The organism is Polaribacter sp. HaHaR_3_91, from assembly GCF_019278525.1.
Classification (GTDB): domain Bacteria; phylum Bacteroidota; class Bacteroidia; order Flavobacteriales; family Flavobacteriaceae; genus Polaribacter.
Genome location: NZ_CP058986.1, coordinates 394,786 through 421,774 on the forward strand (window position 1 = coordinate 394,786; position 26,989 = coordinate 421,774).

The following is a 26,989-nucleotide window of genomic DNA, read 5'->3' on the forward strand; positions in this document are numbered from 1 at the left end:
CCTGTAAATCAAGTGATTAACAGGGTTTTTTTGTACTCAAGGTGGGAATCGAACCCACACTCCCGAAAGAACTGGATTTTGAATCCAGCGCGTCTACCAATTCCGCCACTTGAGCAAGTATTAATAAGATTGCAAATGTATAAAATTATTTTATTTTAAAGTCTATAAATAAATTTCAAAGTCAATAAATAAATTCTACTTTTGTACACTTACAACAACACAACAAAAAAAAACAACTAAATGCCTACAAATCAGTTAGCCCCAAAACTTTTTGCCTGCAGACAAAGCACAGTTTTGGCAGAGAAAATTGCAAAAGAATACAATACAACCTTAGGAAAAGTTAAAACAACTTACTTTAGTGACGGAGAATTTCAGCCAGCATTTGAAGAATCTGTTCGTGGAAGACGTGTTTTTATTATTGGTTCTACATTTCCGAATGCAGATAATTTAATGGAAATGTTGTTAATGTGTGATGCAGCAAAAAGAGCATCAGCAAGACACATTACAGCAGTTATGCCGTATTTTGGTTGGGCTAGACAAGATAGAAAAGATCAACCTAGAGTTGCTATTGGAGCAAAATTAGTTGCAAAGCTTTTAGAATCTGCTGGAGCAACTAGAATTATGACGATGGATTTACATGCAGACCAAATTCAAGGGTTTTTCGAAAAACCAGTAGACCACTTGTTTGCTTCTACTATTTTTATGCCTTACATTAATAGCTTAAAATTAGATAATTTAACAATTGCATCTCCAGATATGGGAGGTTCTAAAAGAGCGTATGCGTATTCTAAGCACATGCAATGTGATGTTGTTATTTGTTATAAACAACGTATTAAAGCCAATCAAATTGGTCATATGGAGTTAATTGGAGACGTTAAAGGTAGAAATGTAATCTTAGTAGATGACATGATTGATACTGGGGGAACGTTAGCACATGCAGCAAATTTAATGATGGAAAGAGGCGCATTAAGTGTAAGAGCAATTTGTACACATCCAATCCTTTCTGGTGGCGCTTATGATAAAATAGAAAACTCAGGATTAACAGAATTGATTGTTTCAGACACTATTCCGTTAAAAAAGGAGACATCTAAAATAAAAGTGGTATCTTGCGCGCCATTATTTGCGGATGTTATGCATAAAGTGCAAGACAATACTTCAATTAGTGGACAATTTTTAATGTAAATAAATAATACAAAAAGTAATGAAATCAATTTCAATTAAAGGATCAAAAAGAGAAAGCGTAGGTAAAGTAGCTACTAAAGCCTTACGTAATGCTGGTATGGTTCCTTGCGTTATATACGGAGGAGAAAACCCAATACATTTTTCAGCAGAAGAAAAAGCGTTTAAAAAGTTGGTATTCACTCCAAATGTGTATACAGCAAGTTTAGATATTGATGGACAAAAAATACCAGCAATTTTACAAGACATTCAGTTTCACCCGGTAACAGACAAAATTATTCATGTAGATTTTTATCAATTATTTGATGATAAAGAAATTACAATGAAGATTCCTGTACAATTAACTGGTACTTCTCCAGGAGTATTAAATGGTGGTTCTTTACGTTTTACAAACCGTAAATTAAGAGTAAAAGCTTTACCTGCTAACTTGCCAGATTTTGTATCTGCAGATATTTCTAAATTAAAAATTGGAAATAAATTAACAGTAACATCATTAGCAACTGAAGGATATACATTTATGCACCCAGACAATACAGTTGTTGTTCAAGTAAGAACATCTCGTAATGCTACTGTTTCTGCAGACGATGAAGATGAAGAAGAAGTTACAGAAGCTGCTGCAGAATAAATTATTTTGCACACATAAATTACAAAAAGCGTTACAAATCTGTAGCGCTTTTTTTTGCGCTTATAATTATAGTTAGGCAATCTAAATTTATTTAATTCTTCTTATTTTTGAAGAATGAATTTTACAAACTTTTTTTCTGAAATATTTGGTATTAAAGTTGAATCTAAAGAAGAGTTGATGAAGAAATTTTTAATTGTTGGATTAGGGAATATTGGTGAACAATACACAAATACGCGTCATAATATTGGGTTTAAAATTTTAGATGAGGTTGCAGAAGAGCACAGTGCTACTTTTGAAACTGAAAAGCTTGGAGATGTAGCTAACTTCCGATTTAAAGGAAGAACGTTTGTTTTGCTTAAACCAAGTACTTTTATGAATTTAAGTGGTAAAGCTGTAAAATATTGGATGGATAAAGAAAATATATCTGTAGAAAATATTTTAGTAGTTACAGATGATGTAAATATAGATTTTGGAGTAATTCGTGTAAAAGCAAAAGGATCTGCAGGAGGACATAACGGATTAAAAGATATTCAAGAAAAATTAAATACCCAGCAATATGCTCGTTTTAGATTTGGAGTAGGTGGTAATTATGGTAGAGGTAGACAGGTAGATTATGTACTTGGTGAGTGGAAAAAAGAAGAAACCAGCGAATTAATAGAGCGTTTACCAACATCTGCTAAAGTAATTACTTCTTTTGGTACCGCAGGTTTAAATAATACCATGAATACTTTTAATGGTAAGTAATATTTTCTTTATTGAGTTAAAACTTTATTTGTATTACTTTATTATTAGTTGAACCCAGTTTTTAAATAATGAAAGAACTAACATTTTAAATTAATTCTAACGAAGAAAATTGGGAACTTTTTGATAAAGAATTGAATGTAATTTTCATTCACAAGTTTGTGCCAAACGAAGTCATTGAGTGGTGGAAAACGGATTTAAAAACTCAAAGCGGAACTGAATTCAAAAACTTATCTTTTCGACAAATGGAAATGGATGTTCAGACTGACCTAAACGGATTGAAAAAAATACTCGAACTGAACACAAGACAATTAAGAATATATCAATTCGATAAACCAATTTCAGACACGCTAGAAATTGATAGATTACCTGAAAATAATAGAAAACAAATTATAAAATGAAAACTTCAATTAAATTTTTATCAGTCTAATTTATTACAGCAATTCTTGTAACGTCATGTAGTGAATTAAATTTACTAAAGTAGAAAGAGCCAATATTATAAATTAATATTGGCTCTTTTTTAGTATAAAATTAAAGTATTTAATTTTCACTAGCATACCATTCCGCAAAGCTAGAATCTGTTTCTTGTAACTTTATAGCGTGTAATTTGATGTTTTTTGGCAACCTATTTTTAATTTTTTCGGCAAAATCAATCACCATCATTTCGCTTGTTGGTTGGTAGTCTACCAACAAAACATGATGTCCTCTATCCATTAATTCCTTCGCCAAATCTACATGAGGTGTGTTTTTATTAAACACAGTTGCATGGTCAAAAATATCTACAATTTCTTCGTTAACTATTTTTTTTAGGTCACCAAAGTCAATGACCATTCCAAATTTTACATTGTTATTGTCCTCAATTGGTTTTCCAGAAACTGTTACAGAAAGTTTGTAAGAATGTCCGTGAACATTCTTGCATTTACCGTCATAACCATATAAAGCGTGCCCTGTTTCAAAGCTAAATTGTTTTGTAATTCTAATTGTACTCATTTGTGTTTTTTATTAGTTTGTCATTTCGAAATGAAGAACAATTTAGAAATATAATTCATTTAAGATTTCTTTTCATTCGTTGTTCGAAAGGATAAAGCATTCTAATTATCTTCTGTTTCTAAACTTGTTGTAAAAGTATACAATAACCAAAGCTATTGCCAATCCTAAAAATAAAAAATCTCCTCCCATATTGTGTGTATTTTGTTACTCTTTAATTATAAAATTATTTAAAACATCTGCAATTTTTCTGTTATCAGATAATTGCGGAATCTTATTTTGTCCTCCAAATTTACCAATAGATTTCATATATTCATGAAAACCACCTTTTTTTACTTTTCTAACTATTAAAGGGCGTAAAACTTTTCCTTCAATTAAATCGATATAATAAATATTTTGAGCCTGCATAGATGCATCAATTTTAGAAGCAAATTCCTCTAGGTTTTCTGGTTCATTTTCAAATTCTATAAACCATTCATGATACGGTAATCCACTATCTGGACTTACTTGCGGTGCTACTGTAAACTCACTAATATTTATGTTGGTGCCTTTAATAGAATCGTTTAAAGCTTTTTCTACTTCTTTACCAATAACGTGTTCGCCAAAGGCGGATATAAAATGTTTTATTCTACCGGTAACTTTTATTCGATAAGGTTTTGTTGATGTAAACTCGACAGTATCACCAATATTATAACCCCAAAGACCCGCTGTTGTGTTTAAAATGATGGCATAATTAACACCCATTTTTACATCCTTTAAAGAAATTCTTGTTGGATTTTCATTAAAAAATTCATCCGCAGGAATAAACTCGTAAAACATACCAGAATCTAATTGCAACAACATTCCTTTTTCTGTCTGAGAATCTTGATACGCAATAAAGCCTTCCGATGCTGGATACAATTCTATATAATCGATTTTTTTACCAATTAAACTTTCAAACTTATTCTTATAAGGCTCAAAGTTAACACCTCCATAAATAAAGAAATTAAAATTAGGGAACAGTTCTGAAACTGATTTCCCAGTTTTTTCAATCAGTTTTTCAAAATACATTTGTACCCAAGAAGGAATTCCGCTAATTACAGACATGTCTTCATTAATGGTTTCTTCTACAATGGCATTTACTTTGGTGTCCCAATCTTCTATACAGTTGGTTTCCCAACTTGGTAACCTATTTTTTAGTAAGTATTGAGGTACATAATGCGCTACAATTCCGCTTAATCTACCCAACTTTACACCGTTTTTATCATTTAAAACAGGACTTCCTTGTAAGAAGATCATTTTTCCATCCACAAAACTTGCATCGTTTTTTTCTTTGATATAAAATAACAAGGCATTTCTAGCTGCCTTAATATGTGTAGGCATAGAATCTTTGGTGATCGGTATATATTTTGCGCCAGATGTTGTGCCAGAAGTTTTGGCAAAGTATAATGGTTTACCTGTCCAAAGTACATCAGATTCTCCGGCTACAATTCTATCTACGTAAGGTCTTAAACCTTCGTAATCTGTAACTTTAACTTGTTTTTTAAAATCTTCATAATTAGAAATAGTATCAAAATTATGATCTTTTCCAAAAGCGGTTTTACTTCCTTTAGAAATTAAGTTTTTAAAAACTTTTTCTTGTGTTTTATGTGGGGTATTCGCCCATTTATAAACTTTTTTTGTTGCAATTTTAGCAAACGGAATCGCAAAAAATGATTTAATGCTCATTATTTAAAATCTATAAAATTTGTTGGGTTTACGGCATAACCACCGCTCCAAAGTTCAAAATGTAAATGTGGTCCTGTAGTTAATTCTCCAGTAGATCCTATGGTGGCAATTACTTCACCAGATTTTACAAAGTCTCCTTGTTCTTTTAATAAGTTTCCGTTATGTTTATAAACAGAAATATAATCTTTAGCATGTTTTAAAATGATAACGTAGCCTGTTTCTGTGGTCCATCCAGAAAAAATAACAGTACCATCTGCAGTTGCTTTAATTGGTGTTCCGCTTTTTGCGGTAATATCTACAGCAAAGTGTTTAGAAGTGGCATCAAAAATTTGAGATATTGTACCGTTTAAAGGGGCAAAAAAGACCACCTTAACATTGCTTTTTGCATTTTGTTCGATAGAAAATAGCGTTTCACTTTCTACCTTTTCTCTAAATAAAGAATCTTCTTTTGTGGCAGCTAATTCACTCTCGTCTATAAAACGATGTCTTGCTTCTGCTTGTATAGAATCTATACTTTCTGGTTGAATTTCTCCTGTTAATACAGGTCTTAATGCTTTTGTGTAGTTTTCTAAAACTGCTAATTTAATTTTTAAAGAATCTGCTTCAAAAGTTAAATTTGCTGCCTTTCTTTTTAAAGCAGTAGAAGAGTAGCCTGGTATATATTCTTTTAAAGGGGTAAATGCAATTAATAAAATGGTACTAGCTATTAATAATATAGAAAAAAAACCACCCAAAACATATACATTTAATCTTGATAGTTTTAATGAAAAACGTTCTTCAAAAGTGTCTTCATTTAAAACGACCAATCTGTATTTATCAGTTAGTTTTTGTTTAAGTTTTCCCTTTTTTTTATCTTTTTTAGCCACAAATATTTATTTGATGTTTAACAAATATACAACGAAACGCTCATAGAGTATATTATGTGTAAGAGCGATATAAATATATTTTAATTATGAATTGTAAAAGTTCATTTCATCTATGTATTCCCAAACCTCTTTAGGTAATAATGGTTGCGTATTTTTTTTGTTCTTTATAGCCTTTCTTATCATGGTAGAAGATATTTGTACAATAGGAGCTTCTACTTTATGAATTTTAGCATGATTTTTAAATTGATCATCCATAGTACCATCAGCAATTCTAGGGTAGACATAAATGTGATGATGTTCTAAAATAGTTTCATAATTTTTCCATTTATGTAAACTTTTTAGATTGTCTTCCCCCATAATTAAACAGAATTCTTTGTTTGGGTACATGTCAGAGACGTGTACTAACGTATGAACGGTATAATTAGGTTGCGGTAAATGAAACTCAATATCTGAAGGTTTAATTTTTTGGTAATTTGCGGTTGCTCTATATATCATTTCAAAACGCTCATGATTATCTAGCAAAGAGCTTTTCTTCTTAAACGGATTGTGAGGTGTAACAACCATCCAGATTTCATCTAAATCTGAATTTTCTACCATGTGATTGGCAATAATTAAATGCCCAATATGCATTGGGTTAAACGTGCCAAAATATAAACCTATTTTACTCATATTCTTTTTAAAGATTTTAGATTCAAGAAGCAAGATTGTTTTATGTTTAATAAAATTACTTTTTCTTTATTCTCTATTTAATCTTGACTCTTGTTTCTTTTTACCTCTGTTTCCTTTTCAGTCTTGTCTCTTAGTTCAATTCTAAAAAATTACTCATTAAATCTTCTGCTTCTTGCAAAGCATCTTCTAAAATGTAGTTTTTTATAATTTTATCAAACTGCGGTGCGGTTGCTAATTCTACAGAAGCTTTTGCGATACGCATGTTTATTTTGTCTTCACTTTCTGTAGAGCGTTTTTTTAAACGAATTTTTAATTCATCTACACTTGGTGGTTTTACAAAAACAGACAATGTTTCGTTTGGATATTTCTTTTTAATACGCAATCCACCAACTACATCAATATCAAAAATAACATGTTTTTTTAAGGCCCAAATACGCTCAATTTCACTTTTTAAAGTTCCGTAGAAGTTGTCTCTATAAACTTCTTCCCATTCTAAAAATTCATCGCCTTTAATTTTATTTTTAAACTCTTTTAGGTCGATAAAATAATAGTCTTCACCATCTTTTTCTTCTCCTCTTGGTGCTCTAGAAGTAGCAGAAATAGAAAACTCTAGGTTAAATCTTTCTTGCTTTAATAAATGACGTACAATGGTTGTTTTACCTGAACCAGAAGGTGCAGAAAAGACGAATAATTTTCCTTTAAAATCTGACATATATTTTATTATTTGTCATGCTAAACTTGCTTTAGCATCTTGTAATTAGAATATTGTAATAGTTCCTTGGTTTTATAAACCTTGCAGAAAAGCTTACAATACGTTTAAAATTTGTTCTTTAATTTGTTCTAGCTCGTTTTTCATTTGAATCACAGCTTTTTGCATTGGTGCAAAATTAGCTTTAGAACCAGTGGTGTTTATTTCTCGTCCCATTTCTTGAACAATAAATCCTAATTTTTTACCGTTAGAATCTTCAGACTCCATTGTTTGTAAGAAATAATCTAAGTGATTTGCTAAACGAACTTTCTCTTCATTGATATCTAATTTTTCTAGATAGTAAATCAATTCTTGTTCAAAACGATTTTCATCAGTATCTACTTTTAAATCGTCAATAGCCTTTTTTAAACGTGTTTTTACGTTTTCTACTCTATCTCCATCTAAAGATTTTACTTCTTCTAGATAGGTTTTAATATTAGCAATTCTTTCTTTAAAATCTATTTCTAAAGAAGCAGCTTCATCAATTCTATATTGTACAATATCTTTAATAGCAATATCTACACTTTCGTTGATAAGGTTCCATTCGTTTTCATCTAACTCTTCACGTTCTGTTTTTAATGCGTCTGGCATTCTTACTGCCATTTTCAATAATTCAACATCATCAGAAGTTCCGGTTTGTACAACATTTCTTAGTTGTTGCATATATTCCTTTACCACTCCGTGATTAATAGTTGTAGAAGTTTCATCTGCAGTCATTTCTACAAAAATTGAAAAATCTACTTTACCACGAACCAAAGAGCTGGCTAGTTTTTTACGAACGGCTAATTCTTTCTCTTTATAATAAGAAGGAATGCGAACGTTTAAATCGAGGTTTTTACTGTTTAAAGATTTAATTTCTATGGTTACTTTTTTAGTAGGTAATTGTAATACAGACTTGCCATAACCAGTCATAGATTGAATCATAAAATCAACATTTTAGATGAGGGGCAAATATAGTTTTTATTTCACAGAATTTTTAAGGGAATGCACTTGTAAATCATTGAAAATGATAAAGACACATATTATACAGATTCGTACTAATTTTTATGCAGATAAATTTCACTAATTTGAACGAACGAAGCCTGTTTTATTGGTTTTAATTAGCATCTATTTTTCTACTTGTCTGGTTACTAAATATACACCGCAAAAAATAAGTATTGTTGCGCCAATTTTTATAAGGTTTAAAGAGTCACTACCAACTATAAGAGCGTAAATAGTTGCAATTACAGGTTGTAAATAAATAAAAACACTAACCGTTGTTGGTTTTAATTTTGATAAACCATATAAATTAAAAAGATAGGTAATACAAGTGGTAAAGACAATTACAAAGCCAATATTCCAATAAATATTAGGGGGTATTGCTTGCCAAGCAACTTCTGTTAATTCTCGGTATCCAAAAGGAACTGTAAAAAGCAATCCAATTAAATACAGCCATTTAACAAATACAATTGGATGGTATTTTGAAATCAAATTTTTAGAGATTACTAAATACAATCCATAAGAAGCTGCGTTAACAAATACCAAAAAGTTGCCCCAATTACTATTTGTTGCATTTGTGTTAGATGAATTACCATACATAATAAGTAAAATGGTACCTACTAAACCAATAATTACTCCTAATATTTTTTGTTTTCCGATAGCTTTTCGTAATAATAGGCTAGAAAAAATTAACACCATAATTGGTGAAGTTACCATCATTACAGATGCGCTAATAGGTGTTGTTAAATTTAATCCTTTAAAAAAGGAAAGCATATTTAAACCAACACCAAAAAAGGAAGCCAATACAATATTTTTATAATCTGATTTATCTATTTTCTGTGATTTAACAAAAAATCCTAGAAGCCAAAAAATTAATGTTGCACCCATTACTCGTATTGCTATAAAGCCAAAAGGTTTTACATAAGTAGGCATTACCTCTTTAGCAATAGTGTAATTAAGTCCATAAATTACGGTAGCTATAGAAACTGCAATTAATGCGATTGTTCTTTGATTTATTTTCAAAAAAATAGAATTCTAAAATTAGCTTGCAAAGTTGAGGATAATTTTTAGTTTAAGGCACAAAAAAAGAGTTTCAAATTATATGTTGAAACTCTTCTAATTTGGTTGGTTGATTTTTAATTAGTCTACTAAAGTCGGTATTCTTAATACCTGACCAGGGTATATTTTATCTAGATGCGATAACATGGGTTTGTTTGCTTCAAAAATTACAGGGTATTTCATTGCATTCCCATTTTTTAGTTTTTTGTTAATCTTTTGTGTAGATGCAAGATACAATTTTATACAATTGCTTTACATTTGTTGTTCAAAAATTATTTACAATGATTATTCACCATTTACAAGAAGGAAATTCTATTCTTAATAAATTTATTGCAGAAATTAGAGATGTTAACATTCAGAAAGATTCACTTCGTTTTAGAAGGAATATTGAAAGAATTGGTGAGGTTTTAGGTTATGAATTAAGTAAAAACCTTTCTTATAAAAATGTTTCTATTGAAACTCCTTTAGGTGAAAAAACAGAACAATTATTTGATAACGATGTTGTTTTATGTTCAATTTTAAGAGCTGGTTTACCTTTGCATCAAGGTGTGTTAAACTATTTTGATGATGCCGAAAATGCTTTTATTTCTGCGTACCGTCATCATCCAAACAATGATGCTAAATCTGAAATTGTAGTAGAGTATTTTGCAGCTCCATCAATTGAAAACAAAACATTATTGTTGTTAGATCCTATGTTAGCAACAGGACAATCTTTAGTGTCTGTTTATGAGGCAATAAAAAAACAAGGAACTCCTGCAGAAATTCATATTTTAGTAGTTATTGCTTCTAAAGAAGGAATCGAGTTTATAAAAGATAAATTTCCAGAAAACACACATTTATGGATCGCAGCAATAGATGATGAGTTAAATAGTAAAGGATATATAGTTCCTGGTTTAGGTGATGCTGGCGATTTAGCTTTTGGGACTAAATTATAGTAAGAAATATGTGATTACTGTACCTATTAAAAGTAATCCTGATAGTATGTTTTTAACAATCATCTTTTCAATTACTTCAAAACCGTTTGCTATAATTATAGATGCAGGAATCAAAAAATAAACAATTTCAGTTCCATTTTTTTCAGTAATCATTAAAGCAAAAACAACTGCGATAATTGTGTTGATAATTAAAACAATCCAACTTTTTTTAAAAGAATTATTTACAGATAATGCTTTCGGCGATTTTAAGAATATAGAACTAACAGCTAGCAGAAGTACTGTTCCAAAAATCCATAGTGTGGTGTCTTTTGTATAAATAAATACATTATTTATATTATTAAAGGCAAAAAATTGTTGAAACTCTACATTAGAATCATGCCAAAATAAGTACGAAAAATAAACAATTAAGGGAGAAATAAACCCAATAATTGGAGTTAGTAAAGTGTGAAAAGAAACTTTTTTTCTCAATAAAATAGAGGCGTAAATTAGAACGAAAAAAAACAAGGTAAAAGGTTCTAAGATAAAAAGAATACCTAACCAAAAGCCACTATCAAATAATTTCTGAATTAACTTTTTATAGGAACGTAAACTGTATATTTTTCTTAAAAAAAGAAGGTAAATTATTAATGTTAACAAGGCTTTAAGCTCGAGTAGCTTGGGGGTAAAAAGAATACTTGTTAATATAAAAATAAAGAATGCATAAGAGTGGTCAAATGTTAATTTATTTTTAGAGACGATAAAATTGTAGAAGAAAAAAACAATTAAAAAGAGTCCTAAAAAAGAGATGTTTTCCATAGCTTTTAGCCAAGTGAAATTATCCGTTAACAAGTTAGAAAAAACAGTAATTATAAAGAAGCAAAAAAAGAGTCCAAAATAGACTATAAAATTGATTGGTTTAGATTTCTCTAAAAAATTGGCTAGCATCGTTTCTTTTGTTATTTTTGCAGCGTAAAGATAATTAAGTTATGATAGCAAGCAATATTTTTAGATGGATTGGTAGTTTATTTACCGATTTATTATTTACGCCATTCCATTGGTTACGTTTAAGTGTAGCACATGCAGATTTTGGTTGGTGGATTTCTAATGCCGTTAATTGGGGATTTTTATTAGTTCTATTATGTTTATTCGCATATTGGATGGGACAAGCTCTTAAGTTTAAGAGAGAAGGAACAGAAGATAAAGCTTAAAAGAATAATTTGGGAAGCAAAAACAAACTGAAACGTTTCAAGGAAAATGAAACGTTTAAAAATGTCATTCAGCCAACTAGAGAAGAAGTTGTAACAGATTTCTCTCATAAAGGTAAATGGCATTCTTTTTTTGGTAACAACAATCCTATTGTTGTAGAGTTGGGGTGTGGTAAAGGAGAGTATACCATTGCTTTGGCTAGAAAAAATCCAAATAAAAATTATATTGGTATAGATATTAAAGGCGCTCGCTTTTGGAGAGGAGCAAAAACTGCAATAGAAGAAAATCTAGATAATGTAGCTTTTGTGAGAACTCAAATAGAGTTGGTCGATTTTATTTTTGCCGAAAATGAAGTTTCAGAAATTTGGATTACGTTCCCAGATCCTCAAATAAAATTTCAGCGTACAAAACATAGAATGACAAATTCTAGTTTTATGAAAAAATACCATCATATTCTTAATGCAGAAGGAATTATGAATCTAAAAACAGATTCTGAATTTATGCATGGTTATACTTTAGGGCTGTTACATGGAGAAGGACACGAAATTTTATATGCAAACCATACCGTGTATAAAAATGAAGGCGCTCCAAAAGAAGTTACAGAAACACAAACTTTTTACGAAAAACAATATTTAGAAGTAGATAAACCTATTACTTATATTAAGTTTCGATTAAAATATTAATTTTTTGTAATTCTGAAAATGAACCTTTTTAGGTGATTGAAGGAGTTATTAGATATAATAAAAAACTAGTATTCATTTTAATGAGTACTAGTTTTTTTTTGAACACTCATTAAAACGCTCTATTGTCATTCCGAAATGAGCCTTTTTATGCGATTGAGGAATCTCATAACATTACTGTTGATAATGTATATCTTTACCTCTTTAAATTCTCTGTAATAATATTATCTTCACAACGTGAAAGAATCCGATAATTTTTTTGATAAAGTTTACCAAGTAGCTCGTCTAATTCCTTTTGGTAAAGTTACCAGTTACGGAGCAATTGCAACGTATTTAGGAGCAGCAAGATCTGCAAGAATGGTAGGTTGGGCAATGAATAAAGCGCATAATTTAGACGATGTTCCTACACATAGAGTTGTCAATAGAAAAGGATTGCTTACTGGCAAACATCATTTTGATGGTACAAACCTTATGCAGCAATTACTAGAAAGCGAAGGGATTATTGTAATCGAAAACCAAATTCAAGATTTAGAAAAAGTATTTTGGAATCCTATGGAAGAGTTGTCTTAGTTTTCTTAAATTATCAAACAATTACAAAAGTATTAGTGCAATTTGTGTCTATAATTTCAACCTATCAATTCATAAATAATCGCAATCTACAAACTTTCTTTTCTGAGCAGTAAGACGTATCTTTGCAAGTAAGATTAAATATAAGAAAACGTGAGTTTTAAGAAACAAGATATATACAAGGCATTAGAAACAATTACCGCTCCCGGAGAAGGTAAAAGTTTAATAGAAAACAATAATGTAACTAACGTTGTTACTTTTGGTAATGAAGTAGAGGTAGATGTTACCATTAGCAACCCAACTTTACAAGCTAAAAAGAAAATTGAAACGGAAATAACCAAAGCAATTCAAACCAATGTTGACGAGCAAATTATTGTAAAAGTTAACGTAAAAGTAGAAAAGCCAGCAGAAAAAGTAAATCCGAATCAAATTAAGGGAAAAGCAATACCTAATATTAAAAATATTATTGCAATTGCATCTGGTAAAGGTGGTGTTGGTAAATCTACAATTACCGCAAATACAGCAATTTCTTTAGCTAAAATGGGCTTTAAAGTAGGTGTTTTAGATGCCGATGTTTACGGTCCGTCACAACACATCATGTTCGATGTAGAAAAAGCAAGACCACTTTCTGTAAATATAGACGGTAGATCTAAAATGGAGCCTGTAGAAAACTATGGTGTAAAATTATTATCATTAGGCTTTTTTATAGATCCAAACCAAGCAGTAATTTGGCGTGGACCAATGGCGTCAAAAGCATTAAATCAATTAATTTTTGATGGTAATTGGGGCGAGTTAGACTTTCTTTTAATCGATTTACCTCCAGGAACAGGGGATGTGCATTTATCAATTGTGCAAGCTTTACCAATTAACGGAGCAGTTGTAGTAAGTACACCACAAAATATTGCGTTGGCAGATGCTAAAAAAGGAGTTGCAATGTTTCAACAAGAAAACATTAATGTACCTGTTTTAGGAATCATTGAAAATATGGCGTATTTTACACCAGAAGAATTGCCAGATAACAAGTATTATATTTTTGGTAAAGACGGTGCTAAAAATTTAGCAGAAGACATTAAAACTAAGTTTTTAGGAGAAATTCCTTTAGTACAAAGTATTAGAGAAGCAGGAGATGTTGGTCATCCGGTAGCTTTACAAAACGGAACTATTTTAGAAAAATCATTTAATGATATTACTAAAGAAATGGTTGCAGAATTATTAAAAAGAAACGCAGATTTACCACCAACAGAAGTTGTTAGAATTACAACAATGAGTGGTTGTAGTTCAGTGAAAAAATAAGCATATGACAGCACAAGAAACATTAAATAATGTAGAAAAAGCATTAGAAGAAATTCGCCCTTTTTTAGTGAGTGATGGTGGTAATATTAAACTTTTATCTATAGAAGATAATATTGTTAATGTTCAGCTAGAAGGCGCATGTACAGGTTGTTCTGTAAATCAAATGACCTTAAAAAATGGCGTTGAAGCAACTATAAAAAAGTATGCGCCACAAATTACAGAAGTAATAAATGTTGCGTAAACTGATTTTAATCAGTTTTTAGATATTTGAAATACTATAATTTTGGGCGTTACCTAAAGGTCGGGCTTTACATTGTATCTTTTTATTTCAGAAAAGAAATAAAAAGGATGTCATTGCAATCCCTAACGCGCTCATTAGGATAAATAAATAAAGTAGCATTATTATAAAGAACGAAGCAATCAATCTATTTATGTAGAGATTGCTTCGTTCTTTGTAAAGACAAAATAATAAAAAAGTGATTACTACAGATATCTTAATTATTGGTGCAGGTCCAACCGGACTTTTTACTGTTTTTGAAGCAGGTTTATTAAAATTACGTTGTCATTTAATAGATGCATTGCCGCAAGCAGGCGGGCAATGTTCGGAGATTTATCCTAAGAAACCTATTTATGATATTCCAGCATATCCAGAAATTTTAGCAGGCGATTTAACTGATAAATTAATGGAGCAAATTAAACAATTTGAACCAGGTTTTACATTAGGTGAACGCGCAGAAACAATAGATAAGCAAGAAGATGGAACTTTTATAGTAACCACTAACAAAGGTACAAAGCATCATGCAAAAATAGTAGCAATTGCAGGTGGTTTAGGTTCTTTTGAGCCAAGAAAACCGCCAATTCCTAATATTACAGATTTCGAAGATAAAGGAGTAGAATATATTATTCGCGATCCGGAGTTTTATAGAGATAAAAAAGTAGTCATTTCTGGAGGAGGAGATTCTGCATTAGATTGGTCAATATTTTTAACAGACGTAGCTTCATCTGTAACTTTAATTCACAGAAGAAACGAATTTAGAGGTGCTTTAGATTCTGTAGACAAAGTACAAGAGTTAAAAGATGCTGGTAAAATTACCATGATAACACCTGCAGAAGTTAAAGGAATTGAGGGAGCAGATAAAGTAACCGGAGTTTCTGTTGTTAAAAAAGGAGAAGAACCTTTTATCATTGAAGCAGATCATTTTATTCCATTATTTGGTTTGTCTCCAAAACTAGGTCCAATTGCAAATTGGGGATTAGAAATAGAAAAAAATGCTATTAAAGTAAACAACGCTTTAGATTACCAAACCAATATTCCAGGTATTTATGCCATTGGAGATGTAAATACCTATCCAGGAAAATTAAAGTTGATTTTATGTGGTTTTCACGAAGCTACTTTAATGTGTCAGAGTGCGTATCAACGTATTTTTCCAGATAAAAAATATGTAATGAAATACACAACAGTTGGTGGTGTGGAAGGTTTTGACGGATCTAAAAAAGAAGCGCCAAAAGCTGTAGTTAAAAAGATTGAGTAATTAACTTGTAATTCTTAACTTAGTTTTATAATCTTATTATAAAAGACCCTTCAGGTTTTTGAAACCTAAAGGGTCTTTTGTTTTTTTTGTTTATATTAGTTAAAATTATAAACGATGTATAGCCTTAATATATTACCTTTTTTTCCTTTTTTCGATAGGGTTTTAACTGCATATGATTTATTAATGTTTAGTTTTGGTTCATTTGTAGTAATTTCATTTTTATTCTTTTATTATCAAAAGATTCCAAAAAATAATTCCACAAAAAGTAAATTAGACCATCCATTATATCAATCAAACGATATTTTACTACAATCTAATAGTACAGATGTTAGTTTTAAAATAGCAGAAAGAAAAACGTCTTCTTTGGTTACTGTATTAGCATGTATTTTAATCCTTTTAATAGCATTTACTCCTTTTCAAGATTTTTTAAGATTGTAGTTTTTAATTCTGTAAATCAATCTTCTAACAATCTTTTGTTATATTTGTTGAACAACGAAATCGATTGAGATGTTTTCAGGTTTACTTGCATATCTAAAATTCTTCATAAAACGCAATCCAGAGTGATGATAGTTTACTGTCATTCTGAACTTGTTTCAGAATCTCTCAATTAAAACCTAAATTTTTATTTAAAGAACTATGTAGGTTTTATTCATCTATTCATTTTTTTAATCATTTAATACATTAAAATTATGCCTTTTTATCATAAGCTAGGGAAAATTCCACCCAAAAGACACACTCAATTTCGTAAAAAAGACGGCAGTTTGTATTACGAGCAATTGTTTGGCACTATTGGTTTCGACGGAATGTCTACCAATTCGTATCACGAGCACAGGCCGACCATGGTTAAGCATATTGGTAAACAATATTCTGTAAAACCAAAAATTGCAAAAGCCAATAATATTCAATCGTATCGTTTTCGCGGATTTCAAGTTCAGCCAGAAAACGACTATTTAGAAAGTAGAAAAATTGTTTTAACAAATTCTGATTGTAATATTATTTTATCAGCACCAAAAAAACCTACCACAGATTATTTTTACAAAAATACAGATGCAGATGAAGTAATTTTTATTCATAAAGGAACTGGAAAATTAAGAACGCATCTTGGTAACATCAACTTTAAATACGGTGATTACTTGGTAATTCCACGTGGAATTATTTACAAACTAGATTTTGATGATGAAAACAACAGACTTTTTATCGTAGAATCTTACTCGCCAGTGTATACGCCAAAAAGATATCGAAATTATTTCGGTCAATTATTGGAACACTCACCTTTTTGTGAACGAGATTTAAGAAGACCCGAGGAATTAGAAACGCATAACGAATTAGGCGATTTCCTAATAAAAGTAAAAAAACAAGGAGAAATTATAGAAATGATTTATGCTTCACATCCTTTTGATGTAGTGGGTTACGACGGTTATAATTTTCCTTATGCATTTTCAATTCACGATTTCGAACCAATTACGGGACGTATCCATCAACCGCCTCCTGTGCATCAAACATTTGAAACAAATGCCTTTGTAATTTGCAGTTTTGTGCCGCGTTTGTACGACTATCATCCAAACTCGATTCCCGCACCATATAACCACAGTAATATAGATTCCGACGAGGTTTTATACTATGTAGATGGCGATTTTATGAGTAGAAATGACATCGATCAAGGGCATATTTCCTTGCATCCAGCCGGAATTCCTCACGGTCCACACCCAGGAACTACTGAGAAAAGTATTGGTAAAACAAAAACCGAAGAATTAGCAGTTATGGTAGACACCTTTAAACCTTTAATGGTTACAGAAGAAGCAATGAAAATTGCCGATGAAGAGTATTATAAATCGTGGCTTGAGTAAATAGAAAATAGAAACAAGAAGCAAGAAAAGAGATTATGACCGTTAGAAAATGACATAATTATAAGAACTTAAAGATTTGGTTTAATTTATCAAATTAGTAGGTGTTCAGTTTCTATTCCAAGTTATATTGCAGAAGGATCATCGAGAACAGATAAATCTTTTTCTGACTTTATTGATATCGCTTTAGGTTCTTCTTTCGAGCTCGAAACTCAATTAATAATAGCTTGTAACAGAAATTATATAAATATAGAACAATTAGCAAAGATTGAAATTAAAATTCAAGAATTTTAAAAGATGACAATGGGTTTTCAAAACAAACTCTAACTCTCTTTTTTATAAAACATACAGATGAGTAAAAAAGAAATAAAATCAGTAAACTATGGTTTAGAAAAAATATTTGAAGGCGCACAAGATTTCCTTCCATTATTAGGAACAGATTACGTAGAGTTTTACGTTGGTAACGCAAAACAAGCAGCACACTTTTACAAGACAGCCTTTGGTTTTCAGTCACATGCGTATCGTGGTTTAGAAACGGGGTCTAAAGATGCTGTAAGTTATGTATTAACTCAAGATAAAATAAAGTTAATGTTAACTACTCCGTTAAATAGCAAATCTCCTATAAATGATCATATTGTAAAACATGGCGATGGTGTAAAAATTATTGCACTTTGGGTAGAAGATGCTAGAAAAACGTATGCAGAAACAACATCCCGCGGAGCGAAATCTTATATGGAACCAACTGTAGAACAAGACGAACATGGTGAGGTTGTTAGAGCAGGAATTTATACGTACGGAGAAACAGTACATCTATTTGTTGAACGTAAAAACTACAACGGTGCATTTTTACCAGGTTTTAAAAAATGGGAATCAGATTACAATCCGCCAGCTGCAGGATTAAAATACATAGACCACATGGTTGGTAATGTGGGTTGGAATCAAATGAATACGTGGGTAAAATTTTATGAAGATGTTATGGGCTTTGTTAACTTTTTATCTTTTGATGACAAGCAAATTCATACAGAATATTCCGCATTAATGAGTAAAGTAATGTCTAATGGAAATGGAAGAATCAAATTCCCTATAAATGAACCTGCAGAAGGAAAAAAACGTTCTCAAATTGAAGAATATTTAGATTTTTACGAAGGTTCTGGCGTGCAACATATTGCAGTTGCTACAGATGACATCATAAAAACGGTTGGTCAATTAAAAGTAAACGGCGTAGAATTTTTATCAACGCCACCAGAAGAATATTATAATGCAGTTCCAGGAAGATTAGAAGAATATAGCCATGAGTTAAGAGAAGATATCGAAAAATTAAAAGGTTTGGGTATTATGATTGATGCTGATGAAGAAGGATATTTATTACAAATTTTTACAAAACCTGTGGAAGATAGACCAACTTTGTTTTTCGAAATCATTCAAAGAATGGGAGCTAAAGGTTTTGGAGCAGGAAACTTTAAAGCATTGTTTGAATCTATAGAAAGAGAGCAAGCAAAAAGAGGGACGCTTTAAAAAAAGCTGAACCAAGAATCAAGACAAAATTTAGTAAATAGTTTTCAGTTTCAGTAAACATTTACATATTCATTATCCTGCAAGGTTTCAAAAATCTTTTAGGTATAAACTAAAATTAGGACAAATCAAGAAATATTTTTATTCTAAAAAAAAATCAATTTTTATAGTAAATTGCCATTAAAGTCAAAAAATCAAAATCATCTTGTTTCTTGACTCTAAAAATCTAGATTTTAAAAAAGCATGAACAGAGAAGAAATACTAAAAGCAATAGAAGAAAAATACGATAAATTAGGAGTTCCGGTAGACTCTATGCTAGAAGGTTTACTCTGGAGCACACCAATAACATATTGGGATTATATTCAAACAGATGCACTTTTAGGCTTGCAAACCCCAAGAACCACGCAGCCAGATGAAATGGTTTTTATCATGTATCATCAAGTAAACGAGTTGTTATTTAAAATGATTTTGTGGGAAATTGATCAGGTTGCAAAAACAATTGAAGTTACTGCAGATAAATTTTCTTTGCATTTGGGGAGAATCAGTAGATATTTTGATATGTTATGTAGCTCTTTTAATGTGATGGCAGACGGAATGGAGAAAGATCAATATTTAAAATTTAGAAATACATTAACGCCCGCAAGTGGTTTTCAATCTGCTCAATACCGAAAAATAGAATTTGCTTCTACAGAATTAATCAATTTAATAGATGTACGTTTTAGAGATGAAATAGATAGAAATTCTTCTTTTAAAAATGCATACAATCACTTGTATTGGCAAGCAGCTGGTAAAAATTATACTACGGGACAAAAATCTACCTTATTAAATCTTTTTGAACAAAAATATATGGGAGATTTTATCGATTTTATGGAAGATTACAATGATATTAATCTGTCTTTAAAGTTTAAACAATTACCCAAAAAAGTTCAAGAGAATGAAGAATTAATAAAAGCCATGCGTCATTATGATTATACTGTAAATGTAAAATGGGTAATGGCACATTATAATGCGGCAGCAAAATATATTGGTGGAAAAGAGAAAGATTTAGAAGCAACAGGAGGTAGTAGTTGGCGTAAATATATGCACCCGAAATATCAGCGAAGAATTTTTTATCCATATTTATGGAGCGAAGAAGAATTGAAAAACTGGGGAACATTTTAAGGTTATTTATTCCTTAAGGATACAGTATTAAATAGTTAATAAGTTGCTTTTTATCGTTTTGGAACGGTAATTGTCATTACTTTTTTATAAGTTTGATTTTTATGAAAAGATATACCCTATTATTTTTTGCCCTTCTTTTTTTGACAACTACTAATAGTCAAGAAAATTTAAAAGCTTTTAAAAGCGGAGAGTCGTTACGTTATAAAATGAGTTACAGTGGTTTTTTAAGAGCTGGAACTGCGGTCTTAGAAGTGAATGAAAAAGAGCTTAATGGCAAAAAAGTTTTTTATACAAAAGGAACTGGTTGGACTTCTGGAATGATAAAGTGGTTTTTTGAAGTAGATGATGTGTATGAATCTTATTTTGATAAAGATTCTGTAAAACCTTATCTTTTTAAAAGAAAGATTGATGAAGGTGGTTATAAAAAACATAGAATTACTTCTTTTAATTATAACTCTAATAAAGCTTACGTTCAGGATTTTACTATTCAAAAAGATACTTCTGTAGCTTTTTCTAATGTACAAGATATACTATCCTCTTTTTACTATTTAAGAAATAAAGATGTTTCTGGTATGAAAGTAGGTGAGGAAATTGCTATAGATATGTTCTTAGACTCTCAAGTATACCCTTTTAAATTACGTTTCTTAGGAACAGAAACTTTAAAAACGAAATTCGGAAAAATAAATACTTTAATTTTTAGACCTTTGGTGCAATCTGGTAGAGTTTTTAAAGCACAAGAAAGTGTTACACTTTGGATAACTGCTGATGCTAATAAAATACCAATAAAGATAAAAGCAGATTTAGCAGTTGGCTCTTTAAGAGCTGAACTAGAGACGTATAAGGGGTTGGCGAATCCTTTCGTTAAAAATTAAGAAATTTTTAACGAAACCGTTATCGGAAGTTCATAAAGATAGCGGCCTTAGAAATATTTTTTATTTGTACTTTTGGAACCACATTCAATAGCACCTATTCTTGAGAAAAATAATCTTCCTTTTAGTCTTAATTACCTCTATATCATCTTGTAAGAAAGAAGTTGAGAAAACCGTTACACCTCCAAAAAAAGTAAAACCTAAACCTGTTTTTAAATATGGGTATAATACAGATGATTATAAAGTAATTCAAGACACTATTAGAAGTGGAGAAAGTTTTGGTGAAATTTTAGATAGACACCATGTAGGTTACCCTAAAATTAGCGAAATATCTAACTCAATAAGAGAAGAGTTTGATGTTAGAAGATTAAGAGCAGGGAAACCTTATTTAATTTTATCGAGTAAAGATTCCTTAGCAGAGGCTAAGGTTTTTATTTATAAAAACAGTGTAATAAATGCGACAGTTATTGATTTTAAAGATTCAATAATTAAAGCACAAGTTTATGCGCAACCAATAAAAACGGTTGAAAGAGTTGTAGAAGGAGTCATTTATTCTAATCTATCTAATACAATGGATAGTTTGCATTTATCATCAAGTTTAACGTATGCAGTTGCAGATATTTATGCTTGGACTTTAGATTTTTACAAACTTCAAAAAGGAGATTCATTTAAGCTTGTTTTTGAAGAGAAATATATAAAAGATTCTCTTTTTGCGGGATACGGAAATATTAAATCGGCAGTTTTTAATCATAATGGTGCAAATTTACTAGCCTTTAGATTTATTTCAGATTCTAAATTAGGGATTCCTGAGTATTATGATGAGAATGGAAACATGTTGCGTAGTCAGTTTTTAAAATCTCCTATTAAGTTTCAATACAGAATATCATCAAGATATAATTTAAGAAGACGAATTGCCTATTATGGAAATAAAATTAAACCTCATAAAGGTACCGATTTTGCAGCAAAAATAGGAACACCAATTTTAGCAACAGCAAGTGGAACTGTTGTAGAATCTACAAGAAGAGGTGGTAATGGTAAGTTTGTTAAAATTAAGCACAATAGTACATATTCAACCCAATATTTACACATGAGTAATCAGAATGTAAAGAAAGGTCAGTATGTAAAACAAGGAGACGTTATTGGTTACGTAGGTATGACAGGTAATACTGGTGGGCCTCATGTTTGTTATCGTTTTTGGAAACATGGGCAACAAGTAGATCCATTTAAAGAAAAATTACCTTCCGCAGAACCTTTAAAGAAAAGTTTATTACCAGAATATTTAGAGTTTATTAAACCGCTTAAATATCGATTAGAAAACAAAATTCTTCCGGTTGAAGAACCAGAAGTTATAGAAAGAATAGCACAAAATTAAAATAAAATGGCTTTAAAAAACATCAACCCAACTACAACAAATGCATGGGAAGCATTAACAAATCATTTTAATGATATTAAAAATATCAGCATAAAAGATTTAGATAAAGAAACCAATAGAAAAGAAGACTTTTCTTTAAATTTTGATGATTTATTAGTAGATTTTTCTAAGAATAGAGTTACTAAAGAAACTATTAAATTGCTTGTTGATTTAGCAAAAGAGGTAGATTTAAAAGATGCAATAGATAAGCAATATGCTGGTGAAGTAATTAATGTTACTGAAGGTAGAGAGGTGCTACATACCGCATTAAGAAGTACTTCTGATGAACCTATTTTAGTTGATGGAAAAAATATTAAGCCACAAATACAAGCTGCTTTAAGAAAAATTAAAAGTTTTTCTAACAAAGTTATTTCTGGTAAATGGAAAGGATATACAGGTAAAGCAATTACAGATATTGTTAATATAGGTATTGGTGGGTCTGATTTAGGACCAGATATGGTTGTAGAATCTTTAAAGTTTTACAAGAACCAATTAACAACACATTTTGTTTCTAATGTAGATGGAGATCACGTTTCTGAAGTGATGAAAACTTTAAACCCAGAAACAACTTTATTTGTAATTGTGTCTAAAACTTTTACAACACAAGAAACTATTTCTAATGCGGAAACGCTTAAGAACTGGTTTTTAAAATCGGCAACTATTTTTGATATTCCAAAACACTTTGTGGCAGTTTCTACAAACTTAGAAGCAGTAGATAGTTTTGGTATAGATAAAGCAAACGTTTTCCCGATGTGGAACTGGGTTGGTGGTCGTTTTTCACTTTGGTCTGGAGTTGGTTTGTCTATTAGTTTATCTGTAGGTTATGATAATTATAAGCAACTTTTAGAAGGAGCAGAAGAAATGGATCTTCATTTTAAAAATGAAGATTTTGATACAAATATTCCTGTAATTTTAGCATTGTTAAGCATTTGGTATAATAATTTTTACGGTGCAGAAACAGAGGCAGTTTTACCATATTCTCAATACTTAGCTAAACTACCTGCTTATTTACAACAAGCTATTATGGAAAGTAATGGTAAAGGTGTAGATAGAAACGGTGAGAAAGTAAATTACCAAACAGGTACTATTGTTTGGGGAAGTACAGGTACTAATATGCAACATGCTTTTATGCAATTAGTGCACCAAGGGACTAAGTTGATTCCTGCAGATTTTATTGGGTATAAAGAGTCGTTATATGGTTTAACAGATCATCATAAAAAATTAATGTCTAATTACTACGGGCAAATGGATGCTCTAGCTTTTGGTAAAACAAAAGAAGAAGTGCATTTAGAATTAAAGTTTTCTGGTGATGAAGATAAAATTGCAAAACTGTTACCTTTTAAAGTTTTTGAAGGAAACAGACCAAGTAATGCAATTCTTTTTGATAAATTAACACCTCGTTCTTTAGGGAAACTTATAGCCATGTATGAGCATAAAATTTTTACTCAAGGAATTTTATGGAATATCTATAGTTATGACCAATTTGGTGTAGAATTAGGGAAAGAAATGGCTAAAAAATTATTAAGTAATTCATAAAGATTTCTTTAAGTTTATAACACAGAAAAGCCTGCTATATAGCAGGCTTTTCTGTGTTATAAATAGGCTCTTTTACCTAACAATCAAAAGAAATTTATCGAAATCTACTCACTATAATAAGGGGGCTTTAGGTAGCTGTCTTTAAATTATTTGGTTTCAATTTTTATTGTCGTTTTGTTAAATATTTGGTAACCTTAAAACACAAGTTTGTTTTATTGTAATAGTATAGTTTTCAGTTAAGAAAGTATAGTTTTATTGCTTTAAGTGTCTTAATTTTTTGTTAAACCTTAACATTAAGTTAACATTAAACGTCTGTAAAAAGAGGAATTTTGCAGAACATTTAATAATATAAAATTAAACAATGAGAAATTTTAAAAACTTATTATTTGTAGCACTACTATTAGTAACGGCTACTGTTTTAGGACAAACTAAAATTACTGGTACGGTTGTAGATGATACAAACCAACCTTTACCAGGCGCAAGTGTTGTTGTGAAAGGCACAACAAACGGTACATCAACAGATTTTGATGGAAAATTTACGCTAACAGCAGATGTTAATTCTGGTACTATCGTTATTTCTTTTATTGGTTTTACAAATAGAGAAGTTGCTTTTTCTACTTCAAAAGCTAATTTAAAAATGATTAAATTAACAGAAGATGCTGGCGCCTTAGATGAAATAGTTGTTACTGCAACTTCTTTTGCTATTGGTAGAAAAACACCAGTGGCTGTTTCTACAGTTAAAGCTGCAGATATTGAAGCGAAGTTAGGAAGTCAAGAATTTCCTGAAATTTTAAAATCTACTCCTGGAGTATATGCTACTAAACAAGGTGGTGGTTACGGAGATGGAGATATTAACTTACGTGGGTTTAGAACTCAAAATATTGCTGTTATGATTAACGGTATTCCTGTTAATGATATGGAAAACGGAGCGGTATATTGGTCTAACTGGGCTGGTTTATCAGATGTTACTTCTGCAATGCAAGTACAAAGAGGTTTAGGAGCTTCTAAAGTAGCTGTACCTTCAATTGGTGGTACAATTAACATTATCTCTAAATCTACTGATGCTTTAAAGGGTGGTTCTGTTACAATGAGTACTGGTAATAATGGATACCAAAAATATGGTATGACTTTATCTACAGGAATGATGGATAATGGTTTTGCTGTTACAGCATCTGCTTCTAAAGTTTCTGGTGAAGGATATGTAGACGGATTACAGTTTGAAGGAACTAATTACTTTTTAAATGTTTCTAAACAAATTAATGATAATCACAAATTATCTTTTAATGCTATTGGAACAATTCAAGAACACGGACAAAGATTTAACAGAAGAACTATTGCTGAGTATAGAGCAACAGAACAAGGTGGAAAAAGATTTAATCCAGATTGGGGTTATAGAGACGGACAAGTAGAAAACTCTTCATTTAACTCTTATCACAAGCCTCAGTTATCTGTAAATTATGACTGGACAATTTCTGATAAAACATTCTTAACTACTTCTGTTTATGCATCTTTTGGTTCAGGTGGAGGTAGAAGAACTCAAGGAACAAAATTTACAAACAATGATTATAGATTAGGAGATATAGATCAACCAATCGATTTTGATTTAATTGTAGCAGAAAATAAAGCGAGTGGAGCTAATGGAGCAACAGATATTTTTGCTTCTTCAGAAAACTCTCATGAATGGTATGGTATTTTATCAACATTAAAAACAGACTTAACAGAAACACTTACTTTTTCTGGAGGTATAGATGCTAGAGATTATGTTGGTTCTCACTGGTATGAAGTAACAGACCTTTTAGGTGGAGAATATTTCTATAATGATGATCTTGAAGAAAAAACAGGAGGTCAAGCATTAAAAGTAGGAGATAAATTTAATAAAGATTACGATGGTCATGTAGGTAGATATGGTTTATTTGCACAATTAGAATATAGTAAAAATGACTTATCTGTATTTTTCTCATCAGCAGTATCTAACTCTGTATATAGTAAAGTAGATAGAATGTCTTATGGTGCTGAAAATAGAGAATCAGAATCAGCAGATTTCTTAGGATACAGTACAAAAGCAGGTGCTAACTTTAATATTGATGACGCACAAAATGTATTTGGTAATATTGGGTATTTCTCAAGAGCTCCAATTTTCGACAATATATTTGATAGTGACCAATCTGTAGAATTATATGACGGGGCATTAAATGAAAAAGTGTTTAGTGTAGAATTAGGTTACGGTTTTAAATCACAAATGTTTTCTGCAAACGTTAACTTATATAACACTTCTTGGTTAGATAGATTTATGACTTTTAGTCTTCCTGGTGCAGGCGGAGAAGTAATTACATCTAACGTAACAGGTTTAGACGCTTTACACCAAGGTTTAGAAATAGATTTCTTATTTAAGCCAATCGAAAAATTAGCTATTACAGGTATGGCTTCTTTAGGAAACTGGAGATGGAAAGACAATGCATCTGCAACTACGTTTGATGAAGCTACTGGAGACATTATATCTAGTGGAACAGTATATGCAAAAGACTTAAAAGTTTCTAATGCTGCACAAACAACATTTGCTTTAGGTCTTAAATATGATTTATTAGATAAAACTAGTGTTTCTTTAGATTATAATTATGCTGGAGACAACTATGCTACTATGAATGTTACATCTAGAACAGATGAGGCTGATAGCGGTATTGATACTTGGAAAATGCCTAACTTTCATTTATTTGATTTAGGACTTAGACATGGTTTCGAAATAGCTGGTTTATCTTCTACGTTAACTGCAAATGTGAATAACCTTTTTAATGTAGAATACATTTCAAATGCAAATAACGGTAATACTTCAGACTATGATACTGCACAAGTATATTACGGAGCAGGAAGAACATTTAGTTTAGGATTAAAAGTTAAATTTTAGAAA

General features: G+C 30.7%; 28 protein-coding genes, 1 tRNA gene and 1 pseudogene. 20 read left to right on the top strand and 10 right to left on the bottom strand.

Features of this window, described 5'->3' with window-relative positions; genetic code table 11:
• Positions 1–33 precede the first annotated feature (33 nt).
• Positions 34–115 (bottom strand) — tRNA-Leu (locus H0I27_RS01660).
• Between the two features lie 125 nt (positions 116–240).
• Between H0I27_RS01660 and H0I27_RS01665 the strand changes: the two genes are divergently transcribed.
• The 4 genes from H0I27_RS01665 (at position 241) to H0I27_RS01680 (ending at position 2,946) form a co-directional block, all read left to right on the top strand.
• Entirely contained in the window at positions 241–1,182 is a 942-nt protein-coding gene (locus tag H0I27_RS01665; RefSeq protein ID WP_218732215.1) for a ribose-phosphate pyrophosphokinase, read from the top strand.
• Positions 1,183–1,201: 19 nt separating this feature from the next.
• Complete coding sequence (locus H0I27_RS01670; RefSeq protein WP_218732216.1) at positions 1,202–1,804, top strand: 50S ribosomal protein L25/general stress protein Ctc; 603 nt, start codon at positions 1,202–1,204, stop codon at positions 1,802–1,804.
• 114 nt (positions 1,805–1,918) lie between these two features.
• A complete protein-coding gene (gene pth, locus H0I27_RS01675) occupies positions 1,919–2,548 on the top strand; it encodes an aminoacyl-tRNA hydrolase (RefSeq protein WP_254712718.1) in 630 nt (209 codons plus the stop codon).
• Between the two features lie 131 nt (positions 2,549–2,679).
• Positions 2,680–2,946: a hypothetical protein gene (locus H0I27_RS01680; RefSeq protein ID WP_218732217.1), complete on the top strand. Its 267-nt coding sequence runs from the start codon at positions 2,680–2,682 to the stop codon at positions 2,944–2,946.
• Positions 2,947–3,085: 139 nt separating this feature from the next.
• On the opposite strand, the gene H0I27_RS01685 is transcribed toward H0I27_RS01680, so the two are convergent.
• From H0I27_RS01685 to H0I27_RS01720, 8 genes and pseudogenes are all read right to left on the bottom strand, one after another.
• Positions 3,086–3,535: a 6-carboxytetrahydropterin synthase gene (locus H0I27_RS01685; protein ID WP_218732218.1), complete on the bottom strand. Its 450-nt coding sequence runs from the start codon at positions 3,533–3,535 to the stop codon at positions 3,086–3,088.
• A gap of 204 nt (positions 3,536–3,739) precedes the next feature.
• A complete protein-coding gene (locus tag H0I27_RS01690; RefSeq protein WP_218732219.1) occupies positions 3,740–5,239 on the bottom strand; it encodes a GH3 auxin-responsive promoter family protein in 1,500 nt (499 codons plus the stop codon).
• Positions 5,239–6,105 (bottom strand): M23 family metallopeptidase, encoded by an 867-nt coding sequence (locus tag H0I27_RS01695; protein ID WP_218732220.1) that lies wholly within the window; start codon positions 6,103–6,105, stop codon positions 5,239–5,241. The genes H0I27_RS01690 and H0I27_RS01695 overlap by 1 nt, the downstream gene beginning before the upstream one ends.
• A gap of 84 nt (positions 6,106–6,189) precedes the next feature.
• On the bottom strand, positions 6,190–6,774 hold the full coding sequence (nadD, locus tag H0I27_RS01700) for a nicotinate (nicotinamide) nucleotide adenylyltransferase (protein ID WP_218732221.1): 585 nt from the start codon (positions 6,772–6,774) through the stop codon (positions 6,190–6,192).
• A gap of 130 nt (positions 6,775–6,904) precedes the next feature.
• Entirely contained in the window at positions 6,905–7,486 is a 582-nt protein-coding gene (gene gmk, locus H0I27_RS01705; protein WP_218732222.1) for a guanylate kinase, read from the bottom strand.
• Between the two features lie 93 nt (positions 7,487–7,579).
• On the bottom strand, positions 7,580–8,434 hold the full coding sequence (locus H0I27_RS01710) for a YicC family protein (RefSeq protein ID WP_218733736.1): 855 nt from the start codon (positions 8,432–8,434) through the stop codon (positions 7,580–7,582).
• A gap of 195 nt (positions 8,435–8,629) precedes the next feature.
• Positions 8,630–9,517, bottom strand: coding sequence for a DMT family transporter (locus tag H0I27_RS01715; RefSeq protein WP_218733738.1), 888 nt, complete (start codon positions 9,515–9,517; stop codon positions 8,630–8,632).
• 123 nt (positions 9,518–9,640) lie between these two features.
• Positions 9,641–9,775: pseudogene (locus tag H0I27_RS01720) on the bottom strand (peptidoglycan-binding protein LysM); the annotation flags it as partial.
• A gap of 65 nt (positions 9,776–9,840) precedes the next feature.
• On the opposite strand from H0I27_RS01720, the gene upp reads away from it, so the two are divergent.
• Positions 9,841–10,494 carry a uracil phosphoribosyltransferase gene (gene upp / locus H0I27_RS01725; protein ID WP_218732223.1) on the top strand — a complete coding sequence of 218 codons (654 nt, stop codon included), beginning with the start codon at positions 9,841–9,843 and terminating at the stop codon, positions 10,492–10,494.
• On the opposite strand, the gene H0I27_RS17605 is transcribed toward upp, so the two are convergent.
• A complete protein-coding gene (locus H0I27_RS17605; protein WP_254713122.1) occupies positions 10,489–11,418 on the bottom strand; it encodes a DUF6427 family protein in 930 nt (309 codons plus the stop codon). The two genes, upp and H0I27_RS17605, sit on opposite strands and share 6 nt — an antisense overlap.
• A 41-nt stretch (positions 11,419–11,459) precedes the next feature.
• Between H0I27_RS17605 and H0I27_RS01735 the strand changes: the two genes are divergently transcribed.
• The 15 genes from H0I27_RS01735 to H0I27_RS01805 all read left to right on the top strand — a co-directional run bounded on the left by H0I27_RS01735 (position 11,460) and on the right by H0I27_RS01805 (position 26,986).
• Positions 11,460–11,681 carry a hypothetical protein gene (locus tag H0I27_RS01735; protein WP_218732225.1) on the top strand — a complete coding sequence of 74 codons (222 nt, stop codon included), beginning with the start codon at positions 11,460–11,462 and terminating at the stop codon, positions 11,679–11,681.
• Positions 11,682–11,690: 9 nt separating this feature from the next.
• Entirely contained in the window at positions 11,691–12,362 is a 672-nt protein-coding gene (trmB, locus tag H0I27_RS01740) for a tRNA (guanosine(46)-N7)-methyltransferase TrmB (RefSeq protein ID WP_218732226.1), read from the top strand.
• Positions 12,363–12,596: 234 nt separating this feature from the next.
• On the top strand, positions 12,597–12,929 hold the full coding sequence (locus H0I27_RS01745) for an MGMT family protein (protein WP_218732227.1): 333 nt from the start codon (positions 12,597–12,599) through the stop codon (positions 12,927–12,929).
• 150 nt (positions 12,930–13,079) lie between these two features.
• Positions 13,080–14,219 (top strand): Mrp/NBP35 family ATP-binding protein, encoded by a 1,140-nt coding sequence (locus tag H0I27_RS01750; RefSeq protein WP_218732228.1) that lies wholly within the window; start codon positions 13,080–13,082, stop codon positions 14,217–14,219.
• Positions 14,220–14,223: 4 nt separating this feature from the next.
• Positions 14,224–14,460 (top strand): NifU family protein, encoded by a 237-nt coding sequence (locus tag H0I27_RS01755; protein WP_218732229.1) that lies wholly within the window; start codon positions 14,224–14,226, stop codon positions 14,458–14,460.
• 235 nt (positions 14,461–14,695) lie between these two features.
• The gene (locus tag H0I27_RS01760; RefSeq protein ID WP_218732230.1) at positions 14,696–15,751 is read left to right on the top strand and encodes an NAD(P)/FAD-dependent oxidoreductase; all 1,056 of its coding nucleotides are present in this window, start codon (positions 14,696–14,698) and stop codon (positions 15,749–15,751) included.
• 114 nt (positions 15,752–15,865) lie between these two features.
• Positions 15,866–16,189: a hypothetical protein gene (locus H0I27_RS01765; RefSeq protein WP_218732231.1), complete on the top strand. Its 324-nt coding sequence runs from the start codon at positions 15,866–15,868 to the stop codon at positions 16,187–16,189.
• A gap of 251 nt (positions 16,190–16,440) precedes the next feature.
• Positions 16,441–17,598, top strand: coding sequence for a homogentisate 1,2-dioxygenase (locus H0I27_RS01770; protein WP_218732232.1), 1,158 nt, complete (start codon positions 16,441–16,443; stop codon positions 17,596–17,598).
• Positions 17,599–17,724: 126 nt separating this feature from the next.
• A complete protein-coding gene (locus H0I27_RS01775) occupies positions 17,725–17,889 on the top strand; it encodes a four helix bundle protein (protein ID WP_254713162.1) in 165 nt (54 codons plus the stop codon).
• 57 nt (positions 17,890–17,946) lie between these two features.
• Positions 17,947–19,110 carry a 4-hydroxyphenylpyruvate dioxygenase gene (hppD, locus tag H0I27_RS01780; protein ID WP_218732233.1) on the top strand — a complete coding sequence of 388 codons (1,164 nt, stop codon included), beginning with the start codon at positions 17,947–17,949 and terminating at the stop codon, positions 19,108–19,110.
• A 240-nt stretch (positions 19,111–19,350) separates the two neighbouring features.
• Positions 19,351–20,268, top strand: coding sequence for a tryptophan 2,3-dioxygenase family protein (locus H0I27_RS01785; RefSeq protein WP_218732234.1), 918 nt, complete (start codon positions 19,351–19,353; stop codon positions 20,266–20,268).
• A 101-nt stretch (positions 20,269–20,369) separates the two neighbouring features.
• Positions 20,370–21,140 carry a DUF3108 domain-containing protein gene (locus H0I27_RS01790; RefSeq protein WP_218732235.1) on the top strand — a complete coding sequence of 257 codons (771 nt, stop codon included), beginning with the start codon at positions 20,370–20,372 and terminating at the stop codon, positions 21,138–21,140.
• A gap of 100 nt (positions 21,141–21,240) precedes the next feature.
• A complete protein-coding gene (locus H0I27_RS01795) occupies positions 21,241–22,509 on the top strand; it encodes a peptidoglycan DD-metalloendopeptidase family protein (protein WP_218732236.1) in 1,269 nt (422 codons plus the stop codon).
• A 6-nt stretch (positions 22,510–22,515) separates the two neighbouring features.
• Positions 22,516–24,084, top strand: coding sequence for a glucose-6-phosphate isomerase (gene pgi / locus H0I27_RS01800; RefSeq protein ID WP_218732237.1), 1,569 nt, complete (start codon positions 22,516–22,518; stop codon positions 24,082–24,084).
• 361 nt (positions 24,085–24,445) lie between these two features.
• Positions 24,446–26,986 (top strand): TonB-dependent receptor, encoded by a 2,541-nt coding sequence (locus H0I27_RS01805; protein WP_218732238.1) that lies wholly within the window; start codon positions 24,446–24,448, stop codon positions 26,984–26,986.
• Positions 26,987–26,989: the final 3 nt, after the last annotated feature.

Bases quoted from the DNA above. Each gene is read 5' to 3' on its own strand.
- H0I27_RS01765 (WP_218732231.1), top strand. From the start codon at position 15,866: ATGTATAGCCTTAATATATTACCTTTTTTTCCTTTTTTCGATAGGGTT.
- H0I27_RS01670 (WP_218732216.1), top strand. From the start codon at position 1,202: ATGAAATCAATTTCAATTAAAGGATCAAAAAGAGAAAGCGTAGGTAAA.
- H0I27_RS01735 (WP_218732225.1), top strand. From the start codon at position 11,460: ATGATAGCAAGCAATATTTTTAGATGGATTGGTAGTTTATTTACCGAT.
- H0I27_RS17605 (WP_254713122.1), bottom strand. From the start codon at position 11,418: ATGCTAGCCAATTTTTTAGAGAAATCTAAACCAATCAATTTTATAGTC.
- nadD (WP_218732221.1), bottom strand. From the start codon at position 6,774: ATGAGTAAAATAGGTTTATATTTTGGCACGTTTAACCCAATGCATATT.
- hppD (WP_218732233.1), top strand. From the start codon at position 17,947: ATGAGTAAAAAAGAAATAAAATCAGTAAACTATGGTTTAGAAAAAATA.
- pgi (WP_218732237.1), top strand. From the start codon at position 22,516: ATGGCTTTAAAAAACATCAACCCAACTACAACAAATGCATGGGAAGCA.
- H0I27_RS01685 (WP_218732218.1), bottom strand. From the start codon at position 3,535: ATGAGTACAATTAGAATTACAAAACAATTTAGCTTTGAAACAGGGCAC.
- H0I27_RS01805 (WP_218732238.1), top strand. From the start codon at position 24,446: ATGAGAAATTTTAAAAACTTATTATTTGTAGCACTACTATTAGTAACG.
- upp (WP_218732223.1), top strand. From the start codon at position 9,841: ATGATTATTCACCATTTACAAGAAGGAAATTCTATTCTTAATAAATTT.
- H0I27_RS01755 (WP_218732229.1), top strand. From the start codon at position 14,224: ATGACAGCACAAGAAACATTAAATAATGTAGAAAAAGCATTAGAAGAA.
- H0I27_RS01770 (WP_218732232.1), top strand. From the start codon at position 16,441: ATGCCTTTTTATCATAAGCTAGGGAAAATTCCACCCAAAAGACACACT.
- H0I27_RS01665 (WP_218732215.1), top strand. From the start codon at position 241: ATGCCTACAAATCAGTTAGCCCCAAAACTTTTTGCCTGCAGACAAAGC.
- pth (WP_254712718.1), top strand. From the start codon at position 1,919: ATGAATTTTACAAACTTTTTTTCTGAAATATTTGGTATTAAAGTTGAA.
- H0I27_RS01785 (WP_218732234.1), top strand. From the start codon at position 19,351: ATGAACAGAGAAGAAATACTAAAAGCAATAGAAGAAAAATACGATAAA.
- H0I27_RS01790 (WP_218732235.1), top strand. From the start codon at position 20,370: ATGAAAAGATATACCCTATTATTTTTTGCCCTTCTTTTTTTGACAACT.
- gmk (WP_218732222.1), bottom strand. From the start codon at position 7,486: ATGTCAGATTTTAAAGGAAAATTATTCGTCTTTTCTGCACCTTCTGGT.
- H0I27_RS01690 (WP_218732219.1), bottom strand. From the start codon at position 5,239: ATGAGCATTAAATCATTTTTTGCGATTCCGTTTGCTAAAATTGCAACA.
- H0I27_RS01710 (WP_218733736.1), bottom strand. From the start codon at position 8,434: ATGACTGGTTATGGCAAGTCTGTATTACAATTACCTACTAAAAAAGTA.